The sequence below is a fragment of the Cupriavidus gilardii genome (assembly GCF_013347325.1).
Lineage (GTDB): Bacteria > Pseudomonadota > Gammaproteobacteria > Burkholderiales > Burkholderiaceae > Cupriavidus > Cupriavidus gilardii.
The window spans coordinates 2,010,585-2,031,880 of the sequence record NZ_CP054624.1 but is presented as its reverse complement, the minus strand read 5'-3'; the positions used below and the strand labels follow the sequence as shown (position 1 = coordinate 2,031,880).

17 protein-coding genes are annotated in these 21,296 nt (G+C 68.5%); 10 read left to right on the top strand and 7 right to left on the bottom strand.

From position 1 onward, the window contains the following. Nucleotides 1-309: 309 nt before the first annotated feature. Nucleotides 310-1,830, top strand: coding sequence for an alanine/glycine:cation symporter family protein (locus FOB47_RS09160; protein WP_174780669.1), 1,521 nt, complete (start codon nt 310-312; stop codon nt 1,828-1,830). 28 nt (nt 1,831-1,858) lie between these two features. On the opposite strand, the gene FOB47_RS09155 is transcribed toward FOB47_RS09160, so the two are convergent. From FOB47_RS09155 to FOB47_RS09145, 3 genes are all read right to left on the bottom strand, one after another. Next, complete coding sequence (locus FOB47_RS09155) at nt 1,859-2,530, bottom strand: response regulator (RefSeq protein WP_053824531.1); 672 nt, start codon at nt 2,528-2,530, stop codon at nt 1,859-1,861. Between the two features lie 362 nt (nt 2,531-2,892). Beyond that, nucleotides 2,893-5,514, bottom strand: coding sequence for an ATP-binding protein (locus FOB47_RS09150; protein WP_174780668.1), 2,622 nt, complete (start codon nt 5,512-5,514; stop codon nt 2,893-2,895). Nucleotides 5,515-5,698: 184 nt separating this feature from the next. Then, nucleotides 5,699-6,232, bottom strand: a complete 534-nt coding sequence (locus tag FOB47_RS09145) for a hypothetical protein (RefSeq protein WP_244959212.1) — start codon at nt 6,230-6,232, stop codon at nt 5,699-5,701. Between the two features lie 235 nt (nt 6,233-6,467). Here FOB47_RS09145 and FOB47_RS09140 point away from each other — a divergent pair, with 235 nt between their 5' ends. Further along, entirely contained in the window at nt 6,468-7,562 is a 1,095-nt protein-coding gene (locus tag FOB47_RS09140) for an extracellular catalytic domain type 1 short-chain-length polyhydroxyalkanoate depolymerase (RefSeq protein ID WP_244959211.1), read from the top strand. A gap of 35 nt (nt 7,563-7,597) precedes the next feature. On the opposite strand, the gene FOB47_RS09135 is transcribed toward FOB47_RS09140, so the two are convergent. Beyond that, nucleotides 7,598-8,911 carry an MFS transporter gene (locus tag FOB47_RS09135; protein ID WP_174780666.1) on the bottom strand — a complete coding sequence of 438 codons (1,314 nt, stop codon included), beginning with the start codon at nt 8,909-8,911 and terminating at the stop codon, nt 7,598-7,600. Between the two features lie 360 nt (nt 8,912-9,271). Between FOB47_RS09135 and FOB47_RS09130 the strand changes: the two genes are divergently transcribed. Beyond that, nucleotides 9,272-13,294: a DUF748 domain-containing protein gene (locus FOB47_RS09130; protein WP_174780665.1), complete on the top strand. Its 4,023-nt coding sequence runs from the start codon at nt 9,272-9,274 to the stop codon at nt 13,292-13,294. Here FOB47_RS09130 and FOB47_RS09125 read toward each other — a convergent pair. Continuing rightward, nucleotides 13,278-14,558: a cytochrome P450 gene (locus FOB47_RS09125; protein ID WP_174780664.1), complete on the bottom strand. Its 1,281-nt coding sequence runs from the start codon at nt 14,556-14,558 to the stop codon at nt 13,278-13,280. The two genes, FOB47_RS09130 and FOB47_RS09125, sit on opposite strands and share 17 nt — an antisense overlap. A 178-nt stretch (nt 14,559-14,736) precedes the next feature. Here FOB47_RS09125 and FOB47_RS09120 point away from each other — a divergent pair, with 178 nt between their 5' ends. Then, nucleotides 14,737-14,922, top strand: coding sequence for a rubredoxin (locus FOB47_RS09120; RefSeq protein ID WP_023264193.1), 186 nt, complete (start codon nt 14,737-14,739; stop codon nt 14,920-14,922). A gap of 67 nt (nt 14,923-14,989) precedes the next feature. On the opposite strand, the gene FOB47_RS09115 is transcribed toward FOB47_RS09120, so the two are convergent. Both FOB47_RS09115 and FOB47_RS09110 read right to left on the bottom strand, forming a co-directional pair. Then, nucleotides 14,990-15,190, bottom strand: coding sequence for a hypothetical protein (locus tag FOB47_RS09115; protein ID WP_053823407.1), 201 nt, complete (start codon nt 15,188-15,190; stop codon nt 14,990-14,992). Between the two features lie 91 nt (nt 15,191-15,281). Then, the gene (locus FOB47_RS09110) at nt 15,282-15,464 is read right to left on the bottom strand and encodes a hypothetical protein (protein ID WP_006578697.1); all 183 of its coding nucleotides are present in this window, start codon (nt 15,462-15,464) and stop codon (nt 15,282-15,284) included. Between the two features lie 193 nt (nt 15,465-15,657). On the opposite strand from FOB47_RS09110, the gene FOB47_RS09105 reads away from it, so the two are divergent. From FOB47_RS09105 to FOB47_RS09080, 6 genes are all read left to right on the top strand, one after another. Beyond that, nucleotides 15,658-16,161 (top strand): hypothetical protein, encoded by a 504-nt coding sequence (locus tag FOB47_RS09105; RefSeq protein ID WP_174780663.1) that lies wholly within the window; start codon nt 15,658-15,660, stop codon nt 16,159-16,161. A 227-nt stretch (nt 16,162-16,388) separates the two neighbouring features. Next, nucleotides 16,389-17,561: a c-type cytochrome gene (locus FOB47_RS09100; RefSeq protein WP_174780662.1), complete on the top strand. Its 1,173-nt coding sequence runs from the start codon at nt 16,389-16,391 to the stop codon at nt 17,559-17,561. Nucleotides 17,562-17,660: 99 nt separating this feature from the next. After that, the gene (gene ctaD, locus FOB47_RS09095) at nt 17,661-19,418 is read left to right on the top strand and encodes a cytochrome c oxidase subunit I (protein ID WP_174780661.1); all 1,758 of its coding nucleotides are present in this window, start codon (nt 17,661-17,663) and stop codon (nt 19,416-19,418) included. Further along, nucleotides 19,415-20,068 carry a cytochrome c oxidase subunit 3 gene (locus FOB47_RS09090; RefSeq protein WP_174780660.1) on the top strand — a complete coding sequence of 218 codons (654 nt, stop codon included), beginning with the start codon at nt 19,415-19,417 and terminating at the stop codon, nt 20,066-20,068. Before ctaD ends, FOB47_RS09090 begins: the two co-directional genes overlap by 4 nt. A gap of 147 nt (nt 20,069-20,215) precedes the next feature. After that, nucleotides 20,216-20,845, top strand: a complete 630-nt coding sequence (locus FOB47_RS09085) for a heme-copper oxidase subunit III family protein (RefSeq protein WP_232963366.1) — start codon at nt 20,216-20,218, stop codon at nt 20,843-20,845. A gap of 38 nt (nt 20,846-20,883) precedes the next feature. Next, complete coding sequence (locus FOB47_RS09080; RefSeq protein WP_174780966.1) at nt 20,884-21,234, top strand: cytochrome C oxidase subunit IV family protein; 351 nt, start codon at nt 20,884-20,886, stop codon at nt 21,232-21,234. The last annotated feature ends 62 nt before the right edge of the window (nt 21,235-21,296 follow it).

Below are 21,296 nucleotides of genomic sequence, written 5' to 3'. Positions count from 1 at the left end.
TCTGTAACTTGTGGTTCGGTGACGTAAAAACCGCCTGTCAGTGCCGGCTTTTTGTTTCCCATCGACACAATTTCAGGCGTCGGCGACCCCGCGGGTCATGCCCGTTCGTGGTGCACGATCCTCCATCCCACAACGCGCCAGGCGCCGTTTCGGACGACGAATTCGGGTTCTCCCTAGGTGGGGAGATAACGATCGGTTGCGGTATGGTTACGCCTTTTTCCAGGGGGGCGGTTTTGCCTCGACCCCGGGGCACCTCGACCGCCGACATGACGGGCACCATCTCGCCCGGACCCGACTCGGAGATTCGCCATGAACGAAATCGTCGATGCCATCAACGGCGTCATCTGGAGCTCGGCACTGATCTATCTGTGCCTGGGCGTCGGTCTGTATTTCTCCATTCGCACTCGATTCGCCCAGGTGCGCCACTTCTTCGGCATGATCCGGCTGATGCTGGACGGCAAGTCGTCGGCGCAGGGTGTCAGTTCCTTCCAGGCGCTGGCGATGTCGTTGTCGGGCCGGGTCGGCACCGGCAATATCGCCGGCGTGGCGACCGCCATTACCTTCGGCGGTCCGGGCGCGGTGTTCTGGATGTGGGTGATGGCCTTCCTCGGCGCCAGCACGGCGTTCGTGGAATCGACGCTGGCGCAGATCTACAAGGAAGAGGTCGACGGCCAGTATCGCGGCGGTCCGGCCTACTACATCGAGAAGGGGCTCGGCACCAAGTGGTACGCGTGGATCTTCGCGCTGGCGACGATTCTGGCCTGCGGCGTGCTGATGCCCGGCGTGCAGTCGAACAGCATCGCGGCCGGCATGGCCAATTCGTTCGGCATCGAACCGGCAGTGACGGGCGCGGTGCTGGTGATCCTGCTGGGGCTGATCATCTTCGGCGGCGTCAAGCGTATCGCCAAGTTCGCCGAAATCGTGGTGCCGTTCATGGCGCTGGGCTACATCCTGGTCGCCTGCGTCATCATCGCGCTCAATATCGGCAAGCTGCCCGAGGTCATGAGCCTGATCCTGCGTAGCGCCTTCGGCCTGGAGTCGGCCTTCGGCGCGGTGCTGGGCCTGGCGATCCAGTGGGGTGTCAAGCGCGGCGTCTACTCGAACGAAGCCGGCCAGGGTACCGGCCCCCATCCTTCGGCGGCTGCCGAAGTGTCGCACCCGGCCAAGCAGGGCCTGGTGCAGGCGTTCTCGATCTATGTCGACACGCTGTTCGTCTGCTCGGCGACGGCCTTCATGATCCTGATCACCGGCGCCTACAACGTGGTCGGCCCCGCCAAGGAAGCGCTGCACACCGGCCTGGCCGGCGTGGAAGCGGGCCCTGGCTTCACCCAGCATGCGGTCGAAAGCGTGCTGCCCGGCTTCGGCGCTGCCTTCGTCGCGATCGCGCTGTTCTTCTTCGCGTTCACGACGATCGTCGCCTACTACTACATCGCCGAAACCAACGTCGCGTATATCAACCGCAAGATCCACCGCCCGTGGCTGGTGTTCCTGCTGAAGGTCGCGATCCTGGCCGCCACACTGTACGGCTGCGTGCGCACCGCGACGCTGGCCTGGGCGCTGGGCGACATCGGCGTGGGCCTGATGGCATGGCTCAACATCGTGGCGATCGTGATCCTGCAGAAGCCCGCGCTGAAGGCACTGCGCGACTACGAGGCGCAAAAGCGCCAGGGCATCGATCCGAACTTCGTGCCCGGTCCGCTCGGCATCGACAACGCGGTCTTCTGGGAGCAGCGTGCTGCCGGCGCCAAGCAGCGCCGCCCGGGCGACGATCAGGATGGCGGCGAAACTGTCGTGTCGCCGGTCATCGCGGCGCCGCGCTCCGCCGAGTAAGCGCGCATCCTCGGCCGTACGCCGTCGGCTAACCCGCCGACGGCTGCGGCAGCATCAAATCCTGGCGGGCGGCAAAGTCGAACAGTTCCCTGTCGTTGCTCGCCCCCAGCTTCTGCATCGCGCAGTTCTTCTGCCGGCTGATCGTCTTGACGCTGCGGCTCAGCGCGGTGGCGATCTGCGTCACCGACTTGCCGCTCAGATAGAGCCGCAACACTTCCGTTTCCCGCACCGACAGGCTGCCGATGCCGGCCCGCTCCTCCGGGCACGGATAGCGCGCGCTCGATTCCGCCAGGATCCGCGCCGCCGATCTGCCGATATAGGTGCGGCCGCGCTCGACCTGGACCAGCGTATGCACGAGTTCGTCGAGCGGTGAATCCTTCAGCAGGATGCCCTGCACCGGCACTTCGGCGATTGCGCGAAGGATCAGCGGGTTGGTCATCATCGTCAGCACCACCACGCGCATCTGCGGATGCTGCCGTCGCATCTGGCCGAGCATCCGCAATCCGTCCTTGGCCTCTCCGCCGGGCATATGGTAGTCGGTGACCACGACGTCGGGCGTGCACGTCGCGATCGCGCGAAACAACGCCTCGGGCGTCGTCGCGTCAGCGCAGACTTGCCAGCCGGCGTGCCCCTGCAGAACGCTACGGATCGCCAGGGAGATCGCGGGATGGTCGTCCGCGACGACGATGTTCAGTGCCATGCCATTGCTCCTGCGCCGGCTTGCCGAGCAGCCGCGCGCAGCGCAACTGGTGCCCGGAGCGTGCGGCCCATCGGAAAAGAAGCGCCGCGCGGCAAATGCCGTGCGGCGCAAGGCGCGTCGAATCGGTATCGGGTAGCCGGTGACACGTTGGGGCTACGGACAGGACGATGCCTCGGCCCGATACAGCGACAGCGCGCATGCCGGCCTCCAGACCAAAAACGGGAAATGGCCGAAAGCGCTGCAATGCCCCGCCAGATTAGCGGGGAAGGCAGCGCGAAAGGATAAGACCAATCTCAAAACGCCGGACTCGAGCGCATGCTGCGGCCAGGCCAGGCGCGGCGGATCGCGTCGTCGCGCACGCCTCAGCGCGACAGCGTCCTGGCCCACCGCGCCAGCGCCGGCACCAGCTGCGTCATCGCAGCCGCGACGCCAGCCGCATCGCCGTCGCCGCAGGCCGCTTCCAGGGCCTCGCAGGCCTGCGCGACGGCATCGGCCGATACCAGCCGGGCGGCGCCCTTGATGCGGTGCGCGACCGCGTGGGCCGCCTGCCAGTCTGCACGCGCGACGGCCACGCGCAGCGCGGCCAGGTCCGCGGTGTTGCCGGCCAGCAAGGCCGCCCGTATCGCGGCATCGGAGGCTGATGCGGGGGTGGCCGCGGCGAACGGCGCCGGCACGCGCTGCCCGTCCGGCGGATCGGCCAGCCACTGTTGCAGGGCGCGGCCGAGCGTGTCGAGATCGATCGGCTTGAACAGGCAATCGTCCATGCCGGCCGCCAGTGCCTGCTGACGGTTATGCGGCCGCGCGTCGGCGCTGTAGCCGAACACGGGCACGCGCCGTCGCGCCAGGGCGCGCTCCTGGACGCGCAGCCTGCGCGCGAGCGTGAAGCCGTCCATGCCCGGCATATTGCAGTCGAGGATCACCAGATCGAATGCGGCGTCCGGCGAGGCGAACCGCACCAGCGCCTCGTGCGCGTTGCCGGCAGCGACGGCTTCCACGCCCAGATGCCGCAACTGGCGGGCCAGCAGCATCCTGCCGGCCGGATGGTCATCGACGATCAGCGCGCAATAGCGCTTGCCCAGCGGCGCGATGGCGGGCTCGCCGCAAGGGACCGGATGACGGTTGCCCTGCGGCGCGCGTGCGCTGCACGATTCCGCGGCCAGCGTCAGTGTCAGCAGCGCGGTGGTGCCGTGGCCCGGCCGGCTGATCAGTTCGAGCTCGCCCCCCATCTGCCGGGCGAGCTGCCGCGAGATCGACAGGCCCAGGCCGGTGCCGCCGGGTCCGCCGGCTTCCGCGGCCCGGTAGAACGGTTCGAACAGCCGCGGCATCTGCTCCGCGGCGATGCCCGGACCACGGTCGCGCACCATGATCCGCACGGTTTCGCGATCGACGTGCTCGCCCGCGCTCTCGAGCTTGACGGTGATGTCGCCATGGCCGCCGAACTTGATCGCGTTGCTGAGGAGATTGCCGACGACCTGCCGCAGCCGCTGCGGATCGGCGCGGTGGCGCCGGGCCCGCAGCGCGTCCAGCTGCAGGCGGATGCGCAGGCCGCGCGACGATGCCAGCGGACGGAACGCCTGGACCCATTGCCGCAACAGCGTATCGAGCTGCACCGGCTCCGGCCGGATTTCCATCCGTCCCGCCTCCAGCCTGGCCATGTCGAGCAGGTCGCCGACCAGCGCGACCAGCGACCTGGCGCAGTCGTGCGCCGTGTCGATGTAGTGGCGGGCCTCGCCATGGATCGCGGCCTTGTGCTTCAGCAGGTCGAGGATGCCGATCACCGCGTGCATCGGGGTACGGATCTCATGGCAGATCGTGGCCAGGAAGCCCAGGCGGTCCGCGCCGGACGATGCCGCCACGTCCGGTACCGGCGCGGAGCGGCCGGCCGGGCGCCCGCCGTCAAGGCGGCGGTGCAGCGTGGTGGCGGCACGGGCGATGCGCCGGCCGTGGCGATGCAGTGCGACCGCGCATGCCCCCATTGCGGTCATCCACAGCATGGTGCCGAGCGAGCCGGTCAGCAGCCATGGCCGCTGCCGCTGCTGCGCGGACACCTGTGCCGGCACGGTGGCCGGCATCGATGCCGACGGCGCCCAGCCGGCCCGCAGCGTGTCCCAGTGCGTCGGCGGGATGGCGGCGAGCGCCTTGTTCAGGATCATGCGCAGCTGCGGCGCGGCGGCCGAGACGCCGAAGCCGATCGCCGCCGGTTGCGGGCCCAGCGGGGCGGCCACGCGCAGCCATGGCGCGAAGGCGTATCGGACCATGTAGTGGGCGCAGGTCAGCGTATCGACCGCGGCGTCGGCCTGGCCGTGCGCGACCATGCGGTAGGCCTCGCTGGTGGAACTGGTGTGGATGATGGTGGCGTTGGGGACCTGCGCAAGGCGCGCCGCCAGGCCGGGGCTGCCGCGGCGCACGGCGATGCGCATGCCGGCCAGCGCGGTCGCGTCGCGGATCTTGCGGTTGGTGGCGTGCGTGGTGATGACCCATGGCGTGATCAGATAGGGCAGCGAGGGCTGCAGCCGGTGCGCGCGCCGTCCGGGTTCGCGCATCGCGGCGGCATCGGGAGGCGGGGACGGCAGTGCGGACGGCGGTGCGGACCAGTCCGCCGGCACCGCGGGCACCAGCAGCACCGTGCCGTCGCGCAGCGCCGCTTCGCGGGCCGCCGGGTCCTGCTGCCAGACCGGCAGAAAACGCAGGCCGGTGATGCGGCCGACCTGCTCCAGCGCCTGCACCGCGATGCCGGCCGCATGTCCGCCGGCACCGACGAAGGCCATCGGCCCACCGATCGGCGACGCGCTGTAGCGCACCACCGGATGCGCGGCGAGCCAGCGGCGTTCCGCGCCGGTCAGCGTGTCGGCGAGCCGCTCGCGCACGGCTGCGGTATCGTCGCGCGGCGTCTGCGTGCGGCCCAGCTCCGCTGCCACCAGCGCCGCCCACAGCAGGCAGCCGCACGACATCAGCCCGTACAGCCGGCGCTCAGAGCGCTGCATCGGCAGGCTGGCGCATCGTCGCCGCGATGGACGGCGCGCGATTGGCAAAGGGGGATGGCATCGAGCGACCTCCGGACGGACACGGTGAAGCGGAGGAATCTAGCCAATGCGCCATGCCGCGACTATCGCAGTTCGACGCGGACGGTGTTCTATCGGACGCGTTGCCCGCAGTCCGATGCCGCGCTCATTCCTGGTCGCAGCGGCCCGGCGCGATCGCGATTTCGCCGACCGGACGGTCACCGATGCCGGTGTAGCGAAACACCAGCGCGATGCCCAGTCGGCCCAGCACCGGGACATCGGGATTGCGGCAGATGCCGCGTACCAGTGCCGGCGTCGCGCTGGCCATGAAGGCGGCGGTGCCCTCGCGCGACGCGTCGAAGCGAACCAGATTCAGATGGAAGACGACGCGCTTGCCGGTCTCGCCGCGGCAGCCGTCCAGGCGCGTGGCGGTATCGAGAAGGATCGGGCCGGAGCGCGTCAGCTCGCGGCAGGCGGAGCCGAGCGCCACATCGGTATTGGCGCCGGAACCGGTCAGCCGGGTGACGCCGTTCATGCCGGTAGGCCGGCCGTCTGCCACGCCGACCAGCAGCCGGGCCAGTGCGGACATGCTGGGCGCCGCGGTGGTCGAGGCGGCGGCGTTGCCATGCTGGGCCACGGCCGGCCACGATGCGCAGGCGATCAGCGCGGCCGCGCGCCATGGGTGGGGCAACGAAAGCAAAAGCGTGTTCCGCATGAAGATACCGGTATCGAGAATCGCCTCGAATGGCGGCTGCGGGGCGGGGCTGCCCGTTCGCCATGGCGAAACCATAGCGAGCCGATTGCCGGTGTGCTGTCAGTCACTGTCCTACATTGGTAAGCGAATTGCGTTCAACGCCATGTGCTATGCTGCAACGCAGCAAAAATGGAACCGGAGCGTTCTCGCGCTTCCGTACACGCGCATGGCAAGAAGCTTGATGGGAAATTGGCAGCGCCCATGGCGGCAGATCGGCACGCTGCCCCGCCAGTCGGCCCGTCACCTTGGCCGCTGGTTCGACCGGCTGCATGGGCCGGGCACCGCGGCACCGGCCGCGCGCATGCGCGTGCCGCCGCCGCTGGCGTTGCCCGCGGGGCCGCTGCCGGGCCAGTGGTCGCAGCGGCGCCTGAAGCTGCCGGCGATGCCGGGCGAACTTGTTTCGCAGATGAACTACTGGCTTTACGAGCCGTCGCGCCGGCACGCGGGGCCGCTGCCGCTGGTCGTGATGCTGCATGGTTGCCGGCAGACGGCCGAAGACTTCGCTGCCGGCACGCGGATGAATGCGCTGGCCGAGCGCGAGGGGTTCCTGGTCGCCTATGCCGAACAGCCGCTGCGCCGGCAACTGCAGCGCTGCTGGCAATGGTTCGACCTTGCCGCCAGCGAGGGCGCGCGCGAAGCGCAGGCGATCGCGGCGCTGATCGATGCGCTGGCGCTGCGGCGCGATGTCTGTCCGCAGCGGGTCTATCTGGCCGGGCTGTCCGCCGGTGCCGCGATGGCGGCGGTGGTGGCCTTGCGCTATCCGGACAAGGTCGCCGCGGTCGGCCTGCATTCCGGCGTGGTGGTGGGTGCCGCCGATTCGGCGCGCTCGGGGTTGCGGGCGATGCAGCACGGCTCGCGGGCCGAGCCGGCTACCCTGCTCGATGCGGCGGGCGCCGCGCTCGCCGGCAAGCCGATGCCGGCGCTGATCCTGCATGGCATGGACGACGAGGTCGTGCATCCGGTCAATGCACGGCTGCTGGCGCGGCAATTCCTGGCCTACAACCGCTTGCCGGATCGCGTCGACAGCCAGCGCCGCAACGGCGAGCCGGTGCCGCGCGAGCGGGCCAATGACGAAGGCGATGCCGCGCGCGTGCCCGCCGGCCACTATCTGGAGTCCCGCTTCGGCCATGCGCGCCAGGAGCTGGTGCAGCTATGCGAGGTGGCCGGGCTCGGCCACGCGTGGAGCGGCGGCGATCCGGCCTATCGCTACCACAGCGATACCGGCCCCGCGGCCAGCATGCTGATGTGGGAGTTCTTCCGCGAGCATCGGCGCTAAGGGTCCGCCCCGCGCTGGCCGGCCGCCCGCTCCGCTTACAGCCTGGCGGACTTGCGTGCGAACAGCGCCGTCACCATGCCCAGCGCGCACAGCGCGACGACATAGTGCGCGGGGGCCAGCGGATCGTTCTTCAGCATCAGCGTCACCGCCATCGGCGTCAGCCCGCCGAAGATCGCGTACGACAGGTTGTACGAGAACGACAGCCCGGAGAAGCGGACATGCGCGGGGAAGGCGTTGACCAGCACGAACGGCACCGCGCCGATCGTGCCCACCGCGAAGCCTGCGATCGCATAGAGCGGCAGCAGCAGGTCGGGGCGCTGATGGATCACCGTGTAGAACAGATAGCTGCTGACCGCCAGGAACAGGCCGCCGAAGAACAGCGTGCGGCGGGCGCCGATGCGGTCGGCCAGCGCGCCGGCCACCACGCAGCCGATCGACAGGCACAGCGTGGCCACGCTGTTGGCGACCAGCGCCGTGCGCGCGTCGAAGCCGTAGAGCTTCTGCAGGAAAGTCGGCGTCATCAGGATCACGACGACGATGCCGGCCGACAGCATCCACGTCAGCAGCATCGACACCGCCACCGCGCCGCGATGGTCGCGCACCACGGCCTTCAGCGGCATTTCCGCGGCCAGCGCCTTCTTGCGCTGCAGCTCGGCAAATACCGGGGTTTCATGCAGCCAGCGGCGCAGATACATCGACGCGATGCCGAACACGCCGCCGAGCAGGAACGGCACGCGCCAGCCCCAGTCGGTCAGCTGCTCCGGCGTGAAGATCGTGTTGATGCCGGTCGCCACCAGAGAGCCGAGCAGGATGCCGGCGGTCAGCCCCGCCGTCAGCGTGCCGCAGGCATAGCCGACGTGACGGGTCGGCACGTGTTCGGACACGAAGACCCAGGCGCCCGGGACTTCGCCGCCGACCGCCGCGCCCTGCAGCACGCGCAGCAGCAGCAGCGCGACGGGCGCCAGCAGGCCGATCGCATGATAGGTCGGCAGCAGGCCCATCAGCAGCGTCGGCACCGACATCAGCAGGATCGACAGCGTGAACATCTTCTTGCGCCCGAGCAGGTCGCCGAAGTGGGCCATGATGATGCCGCCCAGCGGACGTGCCAGATAGCCGGCCGCGAAGATGCCGAAGGTCTGCAGCTGCCGCAGCCAGTCCGGGATCGACGGCGGGAAGAACAGCTGGCCGATCACGGTGGCGAAGAAGACGAAGATGATGAAGTCGTAGAACTCGAGGGCGCCGCCCAGGGCGGCGAGGGACAGGGTCTTGTAATCCTGGCCGGTCAGCGGGCGCGCGGCGCGTTCGAGCGACGCGCCGCCGGCGCCAACAGTACTGCTGGTGGTGGACATTGGGGAAACTCGCATGGAAGAGATCGCATGCGAAGCGCGCTAACACGGGTAAGTGTGAGGGTACGGCCGGCGGGTACAGCGCGGGAGAGAGGCAGGGCCAGAGGACGGGTGCGCCTCTGGCATGCGACGGAACGCTTCGCAAAGGCGAAACGATACCAGATCGGACGCGCCGCCGCCGGCGCGCCGGTCGCAATAATCCCCCGCACACTGTCATGAAGCATTACCATAATGCCCAAAAAAGTGGGATCCAGAGCACAACTGGAGCCAAGGACGTGTATCGGGAGGGCGCGAGGCCGCGATGACGGCGAGGCGGAACCGCCCGGCGCGTGCGGTTGTGGGGGTCAAATTCTTCGGGACGACATGGCATTCAAGATTTCGATGCAGGCCGCCACGGCGACGCCGCGCCGGCGTACCGGCCTGCGCGTGGCGGGCGGCATTGCGGCGGCAGTGGCGATTTTCGGTCTGGCCGGCTACTTCGGCGGACCGCCGCTGATCCGCTCGCTGGCGGCGAGCCAGGCCAGCGAGGCGCTGGGACGCAAGGTGACGATCGGCACGGCCCAGGTGCGGCCGTTCTCGCTGGCCGCGACGGTCGGCGATGTCACGATCTTCGAGCCGGACGGCACCACGCCGATGCTGACGCTGGGGTCGGCCGACATCGACGCGTCGATCGCGTCGCTGTGGCGCCTCGCTCCGGTGGTCGACGCGGTCCATATCGACCGCCTCGCCGTCCATGTCGTCCGTGAAGCGGACGGCCGGCTCAGTTTCGACGATATCCGCGACCGGCTGGAAGCCAGGCCCAAGGGTCCGGACGATGGCGAACCGGCCCGCTTCTCGATCAACAACATCGCGCTGACGGAAAGTTCGCTGCGCTTCGACGACAAGATGCTCGGCGAAACGCAGCGCGTCGATCATCTGACCGTCACGCTGCCCTTCCTGTCGAACCTGCCGCACGACGTCAATATCGTCACGCAGCCCACCATCAGCGCCCATATCAACGGCTCGCCGCTGGCCGTCAGCGGCACCATGCTGCCGTTCGCCGATGCGCGCGAAGCGAAGCTGAACCTCGATCTGAATGGCCTGGATCTGGTCCGCTTCATGCCGTTCGCGCCCCGGCTGACCGACGCCGAGGTCAAGGCCGGCAAGCTCGATACGCGGCTGGTCGTGGGCTTTCGCCAGCAGCAGGACCAGCAGCAGATCGAGGTCTCCGGCACCGCCTCGCTGCGCGAGGCCGATGTGCGCAAGCGCGACGGCACGCCGCTGCTGCAGGCCGGCAACCTGACGGTCGATATCGCGCGGCTGGCGCCGGCCGACAATCTGATCCATCTGCGCGGCGTGACGCTGGACGGGCTGGACGTGCGCGCGCTGCGGCGCGCCGATGGCACGCTGGACCTCGCTACGGCTTTCCTGCCGCGGGCAACGGCGACGGCCCCGGCAGCGGCGCAACCCGCTGCGCCCGCCGCGGCCGCATCGGCATCGGCATCGGCATCGGCCCCGGCAACCGCATCGGCTTCCGCCTCCGCCCCGCTGGCTTCCGCCTCCGCACCGGCCGCTTCGGCACCCGCCGCTGCGCAGACGGCACAGACGGCGCGGCCCGCCGCCGACGCCAAGCCCTGGCGCTACACGATCGATCGCGTCGCGCTGAAGCAGGCCCGCGTCGCACTGCGCGACGAGGCGGCGTTCTCCGGCCCCGGCACGCTGGCGCTCGGCCCGATCGACGTGCAGATCGATGGGCTGTCCGGCGACAGCGACAAGCCGGCCAGGCTCGACGCCACGCTGGCGGTGGCCGACGGCCAGACCATCGCGCACCAGGGCGCATTGTCGCTGCGGGACGCCACGCTGGCCGGCACGCTGCGCGCCAACGGACTGCAGCCGCAGACCTTCGCCGCCTGGTTCCCGGGCGAGCTGCGCATCGAACTGGGCCAGTCCGCGCTCGATGCCGAACTGAACTACCGGATGTCGTGGGCCGCGCCGGCCTTCGCGCTGTCGCTGGACAATTCGCGCGTCGCGATGAGCAACGTCCATGTGGCCCTGCGCGATCCGGTCGCGGCCCCGCGCGTTGCCGCTGCGCCGGTGGACCAGGCCGCCGCCAGGCGTGGCGAGCAACGCGCCCGCCAGCGCGGCGATCTGGTCGGCGACAAGCTGCCGCTGGTCAGCGCCGACAAGCTGACGCTGGACGGCCTGCGCTTCGATCTGGCCGCGCAGTCGCTGCAGGTCGCACAGATCGGCCTGAGCCACCCGCAATTTGCCGCGGTGCGCGATCATCGCGGCGAACTGGTCGAGGCCTCGCGCATCTGGGTGGCGCAGTCGCGGGCCGCGAGCGGGAAGGCCGCCCGGGCCTCGACCGCGGCGGCGCGGACGAACGCCGCCGCTGCGCCCGCCAAACCGTGGCAGGTCGAAGTCGGCAGCATCGCCATCGACGGCGGCAAGCTGCGCCTGACCGACTACCAGCCGGCCGCTGCCAACGGCAATCGCCCCGTGGTCCACCAATTGCGCGGGATCGACGTCAAGACCGGCGCCGTCCGCTGGCCCCTGGCCGCCACGCCGATCGCACTGAAGGCCAAGGCCGAATCGGGCCGCCGCGGCGTGCTGTCGCTGGACGGTACCGTGCAGCCCACGCTGCCGGCACTGCAGATGCGCGTCGATGCGAAGCAACTGGATCTGGCGCCATTCCAGCCTTATCTCGCCGATCGCTTCAACGCCGCGCTGCGCGCGGGCAATGCCACCGTCAACGGCAAGCTCGCGGTCGCCGTGCCCAGCGGCAAGCCGGTGGCCGCGACCTTCGCCGGCGCCGCGCAGCTGAGCAATGTGCGTACGGTCGACCGCCTCAATGGCGAGGACTTCATCCGCTGGCGCTCGCTGGGGCTCAGCGGCATCGACTTCCATATGGACGACAGCAAGGGGCCGTTGCGGCTGGCGCTGGGCCAGATCGCGCTGAACGACTTCTATGCACGCGTGATCCTGAACGCCAACGGCCGGCTGAATCTGCAGGACGTGGTGTCCGGCGGCGCGCAGCAGGGCCAGCCGGCGCCGACTACCAGCCTGACGCAGGCCAGCACCGCGCCGGCACCGGCCAGCGCGCCCCAGGCCCAGTCCGCCTCGGCCACGGTCGCTGCCAGCGCCTCCGCGCCGGCGGCGCCTTCGACCAAGGGCACCGCGGCCGGTCCGCAGATCCGCATCGGCGGTGTGAAGATCGACAAGGGCAACATCAACTTCTCGGACTTCTTCGTCAAGCCGAACTACACCGCCAACCTGACCGGCATGCACGGCTCGATCTCGAAGGTGTCGACCGGCGATCCGGCACCGGCGGATCTGGTGCTCGAGGGCCGGCTCGACGACGATGCCCCGGTGACGATCAGCGGCAAGCTGAACCCGCTCGGCGAGCAGCTCTACCTCGATATCGCCGCGAAGGCGGCCGGCGTCGAGCTGACGCGCCTGACCCCGTATGCGACCAAGTACGCCGGCTATCCGATCACCAAGGGCAAGATGACGGTCGACGTCGCCTACAAGATCGAGAACGGCCAGCTGAACGCCAGCAACCATCTGTTCCTGGACCAGCTGACGTTCGGCGACAAGGTCGACAGCCCGACCGCGACCAAGCTGCCGGTGCTGCTGGCGGTCTCGCTGCTGAAGGACCGCAATGGCGTGATCGACGTCAACCTGCCGGTGTCGGGCTCGCTGTCGGACCCCGAGTTCAGCATCGGCGGCGTCATCGTGCGCGTGATCATCAATCTGCTGACCAAGGCCATCACCTCGCCGTTTTCGCTGATCGCCTCGGCCTTTGGCGGCGGCGACGAACTGGGCTATGTCGAGTTTGCCCCCGGTTCGGCGAATCTGACCGATGCCGGGCGCAAGAAGGTCGAGACGCTGGGCAAGGCGCTGAACGATCGGCCCGGCCTGCGGCTGGAGATCACCGGCCGCATCGATCCGGCCACCGATGCCGCCGGTGCGCGCCGAGCCTGGCTCGGCGAGCAGGTGGCCGAGCAGAAGGTGCGCGAATTGCGGCAGTCGGCGCGCGAGCAGCGCGCGGCCGACGACGAGGACGGCGAGCAGGGTGCCAAGGTGACCGTCAGCCCGCAGGAGTACCCGAAGTACCTGGAAGCGGTCTACCGGCGCTCGTCGATCAAGAAGCCGCGCAACCTGATCGGCATGGCCAAGTCGCTGCCGACCGCGGAAATGGAAGCGCTGCTGCTGCAGAACGCGCCGGTCACCGACTCGGGCCTGCGGCAGCTGGCCGAGCGGCGCGCGCTGACCGTCAAGCAGGCGCTCGAGCGCGAGGGCAAGGTACCCGAGGCGCGCCTGTTCCTGACCGCGCCCAAGCTCGATACCGACGGGATCAAGGACAAGGGCTCGCCGAACCGCGTGGACTTCACGATCCGGCAGTAGCGGCGCCGGCGCGCCGGTGCACCAGCCGCACGTCGCGAATCACCATGCGATCGCGCGGCAGCGCCGGCAGCCTGCCGAAGTCCAGCGTCAGGTCCTGCTCCGGCACCGTATAACGCAGCCCGCGCAGCAGGAACAGGACCGCCTGCTTCATCAGCGCGACGGTGATGCCCTCGCCCGGGCAGCGATGATGGTCGGCGGCCTGCGCACCGCCCTGCGGGATGAAGTTGAACGGCGTCGGCGCGCGGGCCAGGAAGCGCTCGGGCGCGAACGCGTCCGGGTCGTCCCAGCTGCGCGGATCGTGGTTGGTGCCATACAGGTCCAGCATCACGCGCCGGCCGCGCACAAAGCGATAGCCTTTCCATTCGAAATCGTCCCGCACCCGCGCCACCACCGCCGGAAAGAACGGATACCAGCGCCGCACCTCCTGCACGAAGGCGTCGAGATAAGCGGGATCGCCTTGCTGCAGGCGCTCGCGGCATGCCGGATGCAGGTGAAGCGCGTGCGCGACGAACACGATGAAGACGGAGACCGCCACGGTCGGCCGCAGCAGATTCGCCAGTTCCACGGCGGCGATGCGCGGCGGCAGCAGCTGGCCATCCGCATCGTGGTGCCACGCCACAGTATGCATCGGCGTGTGCTCGAGAATCTCGAACTGCCCGGCCCGTGCCTGATCGATCAGCCGCGACAGCCACGCCTCGACGCGATCGCGTGCGCGCCGCGAGCGGAAATGGCCCAGTCCAGGCGCAGCCGCCTGGTCGAACAGTGCAGTCAGTTGCCGGCAACGGGGCTCGACCTCGTGTTCGCGCAACGGCACGCCAGCCCAGCTGCAGACGGCGCGGGTCAGCAGCGGGTGCAGCGCGTCGTACAGCGCCACCGGCTGGCCATCGGACCAAGACCGCGCGGACAGCAGCCATTGCTGCGCGACCGCGTCGGACAACGTCGCAATGCGCTCGGGCGCGGTCGCATGCATGAACAGCGCCTTGCGCATCCGGTGCGCGTCGCCGTCGAGCGTCTGCACGCCGCCCTTGCCGAACAGCGTCGCGCGCACCGGCTCGGGCGCGGCACCGCCGCGCTGGAACCGCTGCGGATCGTAGAACAGCGCGGCCGCCTCGGGCCCGGTCATGCACAGCGTGCGGCGCAGCAGCACGCGCGTTTCGAAGACGTCGGATTGCAGCGCGCGGCAGCGTTTGGCGATGAAGCGATAGGGGTCGGCCAGCATGGCCAGGCTATGGTCCCCGGGTGCGTCGCGTGGAATGGCGGGCATCGGCGGTGCTCGGATCGGAAGCGGGATCGCCAATCCGCTGCAACCTGCATGCCAGCCCGACGCCCCTGTACGCCGGGGGGGCGCAGCCGCATTCGTCCGGACCGCGCGCGGGCTGCTCATCGTGGCGCCGCAGCAAAAACGCGTATGATTCGCTCCGGATTGAATAAAGGAGTGAGTTTTGCAGCAGGAAGCCGTCGCCTACAAGACCTGGGTGTGCCTGATTTGCGGTTGGGTCTATGACGAGGAGCAGGGCTGGCCGGACGACGGCATCGCGCCCGGCACGCGTTGGGAAGAGATTCCCGAAGATTGGCGCTGCCCGGAATGCGATGTGGCGAAGGCCGATTTCGCGATGATCGAGATCTGACGCACGGCGTCGGCACGCGACGCGAGCGTTCCCTTCGCGTTGGAATGATGCGTCGCAGGAAGCCTTGCTAGCCGTGGTGCAGGCGGTTTTGCTGGACCCCATGCGAGCCGGCGTGCGGCCGGTTGCGCGGCGTCGGCATGGCGCGCCGCCGCATCCGCCGGCAATGGCGCCAGCGCATCCGCGTGGGCCGCATGCTGCGCCACAGCGCGCGTCCGACCGTCAGCGCCAGCGCGGCAGCGAGCAGGGTGGCGATCCAGAACAGGGACATGTCAGCCTCCCCGCCGGTCGCGATGCAAGTCGCACCGGCAAGTGCCGAGTCGGTCGAGGACCGGCTCGGAGCCCGTGGCCAGCTGATCCGTTCAGATCAGCAGCGGGATCGCCTCGAGCACGGCCAGGCCCAGCAGCGCGCCGGCGATTGCGCCGAGCGTGCGGCAACTGATCTGCAGTGGCCGCGCTGCAACGGGCACCATGCCCATCACGATAATCCCAACCAGCGCCATCGGAATCAGGAACACGAGGTCGTGCATGTCCAGGGTCGGCATGGCGGTCTCCTTTCCTCTCTCTCTGTGGGGAATGCTGTTATGCCTGCAGTATAGGCAGCGGGGCGCACTATCCAAGGTCTTTGCCGCTCGGGGTTGACCCGAGGCATGCAGGCCTTTGCGCCGATCGCGGCCGCGTGTCCTATGCTGTGCAAATGAACGAGACCCGGTCTCGTCACAGCGTACGGAGGTGGCAATGGAACTTCACATGCATTCGCACCACTATGTGCGCCGCGTGCCCGACTGGAGCGCGGCCGCTGTGTCCGGCCTGGCTGCCGGCGCGCTGCTGCTGGTGCTCGAGCTGTTCTGGTCGACCATGATCGCGGACACCAACCCATGGCCCACCACGCGGATGATCGCCGCCATCGTCATGGGCCCCGACGTGCTGCAGAGCGGCATGTTCAGCCTGGCGACGGTCACGGCCGCACTGGTGATCCACTTCGTGCTGGGCGCCGTGCTCGGCATGATCCTGGCCGCGATCATGGCGCCGTTCCAGCTCGATTCCAGCCTCGGCATGGCGCTGCTGGTCGGCGCAGTGTTCGGCCTGGTGATCTACCTGATCAACTTCCATGGCATGACGCGCTTTTTCCCGTGGTTTGCGGATGCGCGGGGCTGGCACACCCTGTTTGGCAACATCGTGTTCGGCATGTGTGCGGCGGCGGCGTACTGGAAGCTGGAAAGCAAGGACGTCACGCACTGAGGCGCGACGGCGCATGCGCGGCGGTCGGGGTTTGCCTCCGGCCGCCGTTTTTCATGGGCGTGCCGGTGCCGGTGCGTCGCCCATGCATCGAGGGCGCATGGCTTGTGCGATGCGGCACGGCCTGCGCGTCGCCTTGCCTTGAATCGGGCTGATCGGATGCACTAGTCTTATCCTACCTGCGTGACTTGGGCAGCCCTCGTGCCGGCGGCACAGAAGGAGGGGTCGATATGGCGCTCGCCATCGCACTCGTGGTCATGGTTGTCGCTTCGGTGCTCTTCCACTTCCTGAGCCCGTGGTGGGCGACGCCGCTCGCGTCCAACTGGAAGCAGATGGACGACACGCTGACCATCACGATCGTCATCACCGGCGCCTTCTTCATCGGCATCAACCTGTTCGTCGGCTACATGGTCTGGCGTTATCGCCATCGCGACGGCAGCCGCGCGGCCTACCAGCCGGTCAATCACAAGCTCGAACTCTGGCTGATCGGCGGCACCACGCTGGGCATCATGGCGCTGCTGGCGCCGGGCCTGTTCGTCTATGCGGACTATGTGCGTCCGCCGCGCGATGCGATGCTGGTCGAGGTGGTCGGACAGCAGTGGTCGTGGGGCTTCCGCTTCCCGGGCGCGGGCGGGCAATTCGGCACCACCGATCCCCGCTTCGTCGGCCCCGGCAATCCGCTCGGACTGAATCCCGACGATCCGAACGGACAGGACGACATCATCGTCGCCGGCCCGGAACTTCATCTGCCGCTGGGGCGGCCCATCAAGATCCTGGCGCGCTCGAAGGACGTGCTGCACGACTTCTACGTGCCGGAGTTCCGCGCCCGCATGAACATGGTGCCCGGCATGGTGACATCGTTCTGGTTCACGCCGACGCGGGCCGGTACCTTCGACGTGCTGTGCGCGCAGCTGTGCGGGGTCGGCCATCACAACATGCGCGGCAAGGTGGTGGTCGACGAGCCGGCCGCCTTTACCGCCTGGCTGCAGAAGCAGCAGACCTTCGTCGCGATGCGCGCGGGGCAGCCCGCCGCCGCCGCCACGGTGCCGGCGCAGCCGATCGGCACACGTGGGCCCGGGCCCGCTGCCGCCGATCTCGCCGAACAGGGCAGGACGCTGGCGCAGAGCAAGGGCTGCGTCGCGTGCCACAGCACCGATGGCTCGCCGAGCGTCGGGCCGACCTGGAAGGGCCTGTACGGGCATACGACGACCTTCACCGACGGCAGCAGCGCCAAGGTCGACGACGACTATCTGCGTACCGAAATCCGTGAGCCGCAGCAGCGTGTGGTCAAGGGCTTCGCGCCGATCATGCCGAAGATGCCGCTCACCGAGGACGAGGTCAACGCGCTGATCGCCTATATCCGGTCCACCGCGGGCGCGCCGCGCGAGGCGGCGGGCAAATAGGCACGGCGCAACCGCAGCGCAGCAGTACAGAGGGCAGCGCCGTGTCCGGAGCCGGATGCGGCCCGCCACGACAGGTCACCGACCGCAGGAGAGATCACCATGGCCTACGCCGACGATGCCGTCCACCACGGGCCCACCAGCTTCTGGACGCGTTATGTCTGGAGCCAGGACCACAAGGTGATTGCGGTGCAGTACACGATCGTCGCCATCGTGGTGGGGCTGGTCGGCGTCGTGCTGTCGAACCTGATGCGGATGCAGCTGGGCTTTCCCGGGCGCTTCGATTTCATCGACGCGAACGCGTACTACCAGTACGTGACCATGCACGGCATGATCATGGTGATCTATCTGCTGACCGCGCTGTTTCTCGGCGGCTTTGGCAACTACCTGATCCCGCTGATGGTCGGGGCGCGCGACATGGTATTCCCGTTCCTCAACATGTTGAGCTTCTGGGTCTATCTGCTGTCGGTGATCGTGCTGCTCGCCAGCTTCTTCGTGCCAGGGGGGCCGACCGGCGCCGGCTGGACGCTGTATCCGCCCCAGGCGATCCTGCCCGGCACGCCCGGCTACGACTGGGGCATCATCCTGATGCTGGTGTCGCTGCTGATCTTCATCGTCGCCGCGACCATGGGCGGCCTGAACTACGTGACCACGGTGCTGCAGGCGCGCACCGAAGGCATGACGCTGATGCGGATGCCGCTGGCCGTCTGGGGCATCTTCATGGCCACGATCCTGGCGCTGCTGGCGTTTCCCGCGCTGTTCGTCTCCGGCGTGATGATGCTGCTCGACAAGACCATCGGCACCAGTTTCTTCATGCCGTCGATGGTGTCGATGGGACAGCAGCTCGACTACAAGGGCGGCAGCCCGCTGCTGTTCCAGCACCTGTTCTGGTTCTTCGGCCATCCCGAGGTCTACATCGTCGCGCTGCCGGCCTTTGGCATCGTGTCGGACCTGATCAGCGTGCACGCGCGCAAGAGCATCTTCGGCTATCGGACCATGGTGTGGGCGATCCTGGCGATCGGCGTGCTGTCGGTGGTGGTGTGGGCCCACCATATGTTCGTCAGCGGCATGAACCCGTACTTCGGTTTCTTCTTCGCGACCACGACGCTGATCATCGCGATTCCGACCGCGATCAAGGTCTACAACTGGGTGCTGACGCTGTGGCGCGGCGACATCCATTTCTCGGTGCCGATGCTGTTCGCAATCGGTTTCATCAGCACCTTCCTGATCGGCGGACTGACCGGCCTGTTTCTCGGCAACGTCAGCGTCGATATCCCGCTGTCGAATACCTATTTCGTGGTCGCGCACTTCCACATGGTGATGGGCGTATCGCCGATCCTCGTCGTGTTCGGCGGCATCTATCACTGGTACCCGAAGGTCACCGGTCGAATGCTGAACGACACGCTGGGCCGCGTGCATTTCTGGGTCACCTTCGTCGGCACCTACGCGATCTTCTTCCCGATGCATTACCTCGGCATCCTCGGCATGCCGCGCCGCTATTACGCCTTCGAGAACTACGCGTTCATCCCCGAGTCGGCGCACGTGCTGAACGCCTATATCTCGGTGGCGGCCTTCGTCGTGGCCGCGGCGCAGTTGCTGTTCGTCTGGAACCTGATCCGGAGCGCGCGCCACGGCGAGCCGGCCGGCGCCAATCCGTGGCGCGCCGCCTCGCTCGAATGGCAGACGCCGCAGACGCCGCCGGAACACGGCAACTGGGGCCCGCATCTGCCGGTGGTGTATCGCTGGGCCTACGCCTATAGCGTGCCCGGCGCGCGCGAGGATTTCATCGCGCAGAATGCGCCGCCGGAGGCCGGCGGCGCCGAACCGGAACCGCACGCCAGCCAGGGAGCCGTCGCATGAATACCGGAGCACTGTACCGAGTCACGCGCGGCGACGATGGCCCCGCCCCTCGCGGCGGCGATGCGATGCGTCAGCACGCGTCCGGCTCGACGCCCGCCAGCGTCGCGCTGTGGGTCTTCATGGGCGTGGTCACCTCGCTGTTCTCGCTGTTCGTCGTCGCCTTCGGCCTGCGCATGGACTCGGCCGACTGGCATCGGATCGCGCTGCCGTGGCAAGTGTGGCTGTCGACGGCGCTGCTGGTCGTCGGCAGCGTGGCGATGTGGCAGGCAGCCCGTGCGGCACGGACCGGCGAGCACACGAACGCGCGGCGCGCGCTGATGCTGGGCGGGATCGGCGCGCTGGGCTTTGTCGCCAGTCAGTTGTGGGTGTGGCAGGCGCTGGGCGCCGCCGAGATCCTGCCGGCCAACAATCCGGCCGGCAGCTTCTTCTACATGCTGACCGGGATGCACGGCCTGCATATGGTCGGCGGCCTGGTGGCGTGGATCGCCGCGTGGCAGGGGGTTCGCGCCGGCGCGCGGGCCGGGGCCGCGCTGCGCGTGCGGCTGCTGGCCCGTTACTGGCACTTCATGCTGGCGGTATGGCTGGTGCTGCTGGCCGCGCTCGGCTGGCTGACCCCGGAAATCGTGCGCTACATCTGCGGTACCGCCTGATCGCGCAGCAAGTACGCGCAGCAAGTACGCGCAACAGGCGGCCAGGCAAGCGAAGGAGGCGATATGGCGACCCAACTGCATCCCGGCGACCGCGTGGCCGAATCGGTGGCGCACACGGCGGCCCCCGCGCACGGCGGCTGGCGCGGCATGCTGGCCGACTGGGGTTCGGACCGGCACGCCTTCCAGGTGTCGTGGGGCAAGGCCATGATGTGGATCTTCCTGTTGTCCGACACCTTCGTCTTCAGCTGCTTCCTGATCAGCTACATGACGGTGCGGATGACGACCACGGTGCCGTGGCCCAATCCCAGCGAGGTGTTCGCGCTGACGATCGGCGGCGAATCGATTCCGCTGATCCTGATCGCGATCATGACGTTCGTGCTGATCACCAGCAGCGGCACCATGGCGATGGCCGTCAACTTCGCCTATCGGCGCGACCGGGCCCGCTGCGCGGTGCTGATGCTGGCCACCGCCGCGCTCGGCGCCACCTTCGTCGGCATGCAGGCGTTCGAATGGACCAAGCTGATCGAGGAGGGCGTGCGTCCGTGGGGCAATCCGATGGGCGCGGCGCAGTTCGGTTCGTCGTTCTTCATGATCACCGGCTTCCACGGCCTGCACGTGTCGTGCGGCGTCATCTATCTGCTGGTTGTTGCCATGCGCGTGCTGCGCGGCCGCTACGAGCGCACCGGCAACTATCAGATCGTCGAAATCGCCGGTCTGTACTGGCACTTCGTCGACCTGGTCTGGGTGTTCATCTTCGCTTTCTTCTACCTGTGGTGAGGTCCGCCATGTCCGAGCCCATGCTGCACGATTCCCCGATGCCGTCGCACGGCGGCGCGCCCGCGGCCGACCAGGGGCACGGCGCCACCGGCCAGGCCCATCCGATCGGCCTCTACCTGAAGATCTGGGGATTGCTGTTCGTGCTGTCGGCCATGTCGTATGCGGTCGACTACTTCCACGTGCAGGGCGCGCTGCGCTGGACGCTGATCCTGATCTTCATGGTCGCCAAGGCCGGCCTGATCGTCGCCGTGTTCATGCACATGGCGTGGGAGCGCCTGGCGCTGGTCTACGCGATCCTGCTGCCGCCGCTGTGCCTGCTGGTGCTGGTCTGGCTGATGGCGGTCGAGGCAGACTATACGTTTGTGATGCGGGGCGAGTTCTTCCGATAAAGGCAGGCTGCTTGTCCGAAATCTTGTACTCGTTTTTCGGACACCGAGCGGCACGCCTTCGT

Excerpts from the sequence above, each read along its gene's own strand:
- FOB47_RS09160 (WP_174780669.1), top strand. The coding sequence starts at position 310 with ATGAACGAAATCGTCGATGCCATCAACGGCGTCATCTGGAGCTCGGCA.
- FOB47_RS09155 (WP_053824531.1), bottom strand. The coding sequence starts at position 2,530 with ATGGCACTGAACATCGTCGTCGCGGACGACCATCCCGCGATCTCCCTG.
- FOB47_RS09150 (WP_174780668.1), bottom strand. The coding sequence starts at position 5,514 with ATGCAGCGCTCTGAGCGCCGGCTGTACGGGCTGATGTCGTGCGGCTGC.
- FOB47_RS09140 (WP_244959211.1), top strand. The coding sequence starts at position 6,468 with ATGGGAAATTGGCAGCGCCCATGGCGGCAGATCGGCACGCTGCCCCGC.
- FOB47_RS09135 (WP_174780666.1), bottom strand. The coding sequence starts at position 8,911 with ATGTCCACCACCAGCAGTACTGTTGGCGCCGGCGGCGCGTCGCTCGAA.
- FOB47_RS09130 (WP_174780665.1), top strand. The coding sequence starts at position 9,272 with ATGGCATTCAAGATTTCGATGCAGGCCGCCACGGCGACGCCGCGCCGG.
- FOB47_RS09125 (WP_174780664.1), bottom strand. The coding sequence starts at position 14,558 with ATGCCCGCCATTCCACGCGACGCACCCGGGGACCATAGCCTGGCCATG.
- FOB47_RS09115 (WP_053823407.1), bottom strand. The coding sequence starts at position 15,190 with ATGTCCCTGTTCTGGATCGCCACCCTGCTCGCTGCCGCGCTGGCGCTG.
- FOB47_RS09110 (WP_006578697.1), bottom strand. The coding sequence starts at position 15,464 with ATGCCGACCCTGGACATGCACGACCTCGTGTTCCTGATTCCGATGGCG.
- FOB47_RS09105 (WP_174780663.1), top strand. The coding sequence starts at position 15,658 with ATGGAACTTCACATGCATTCGCACCACTATGTGCGCCGCGTGCCCGAC.
- FOB47_RS09100 (WP_174780662.1), top strand. The coding sequence starts at position 16,389 with ATGGCGCTCGCCATCGCACTCGTGGTCATGGTTGTCGCTTCGGTGCTC.
- ctaD (WP_174780661.1), top strand. The coding sequence starts at position 17,661 with ATGGCCTACGCCGACGATGCCGTCCACCACGGGCCCACCAGCTTCTGG.
- FOB47_RS09090 (WP_174780660.1), top strand. The coding sequence starts at position 19,415 with ATGAATACCGGAGCACTGTACCGAGTCACGCGCGGCGACGATGGCCCC.
- FOB47_RS09085 (WP_232963366.1), top strand. The coding sequence starts at position 20,216 with ATGCTGGCCGACTGGGGTTCGGACCGGCACGCCTTCCAGGTGTCGTGG.
- FOB47_RS09080 (WP_174780966.1), top strand. The coding sequence starts at position 20,884 with ATGCCGTCGCACGGCGGCGCGCCCGCGGCCGACCAGGGGCACGGCGCC.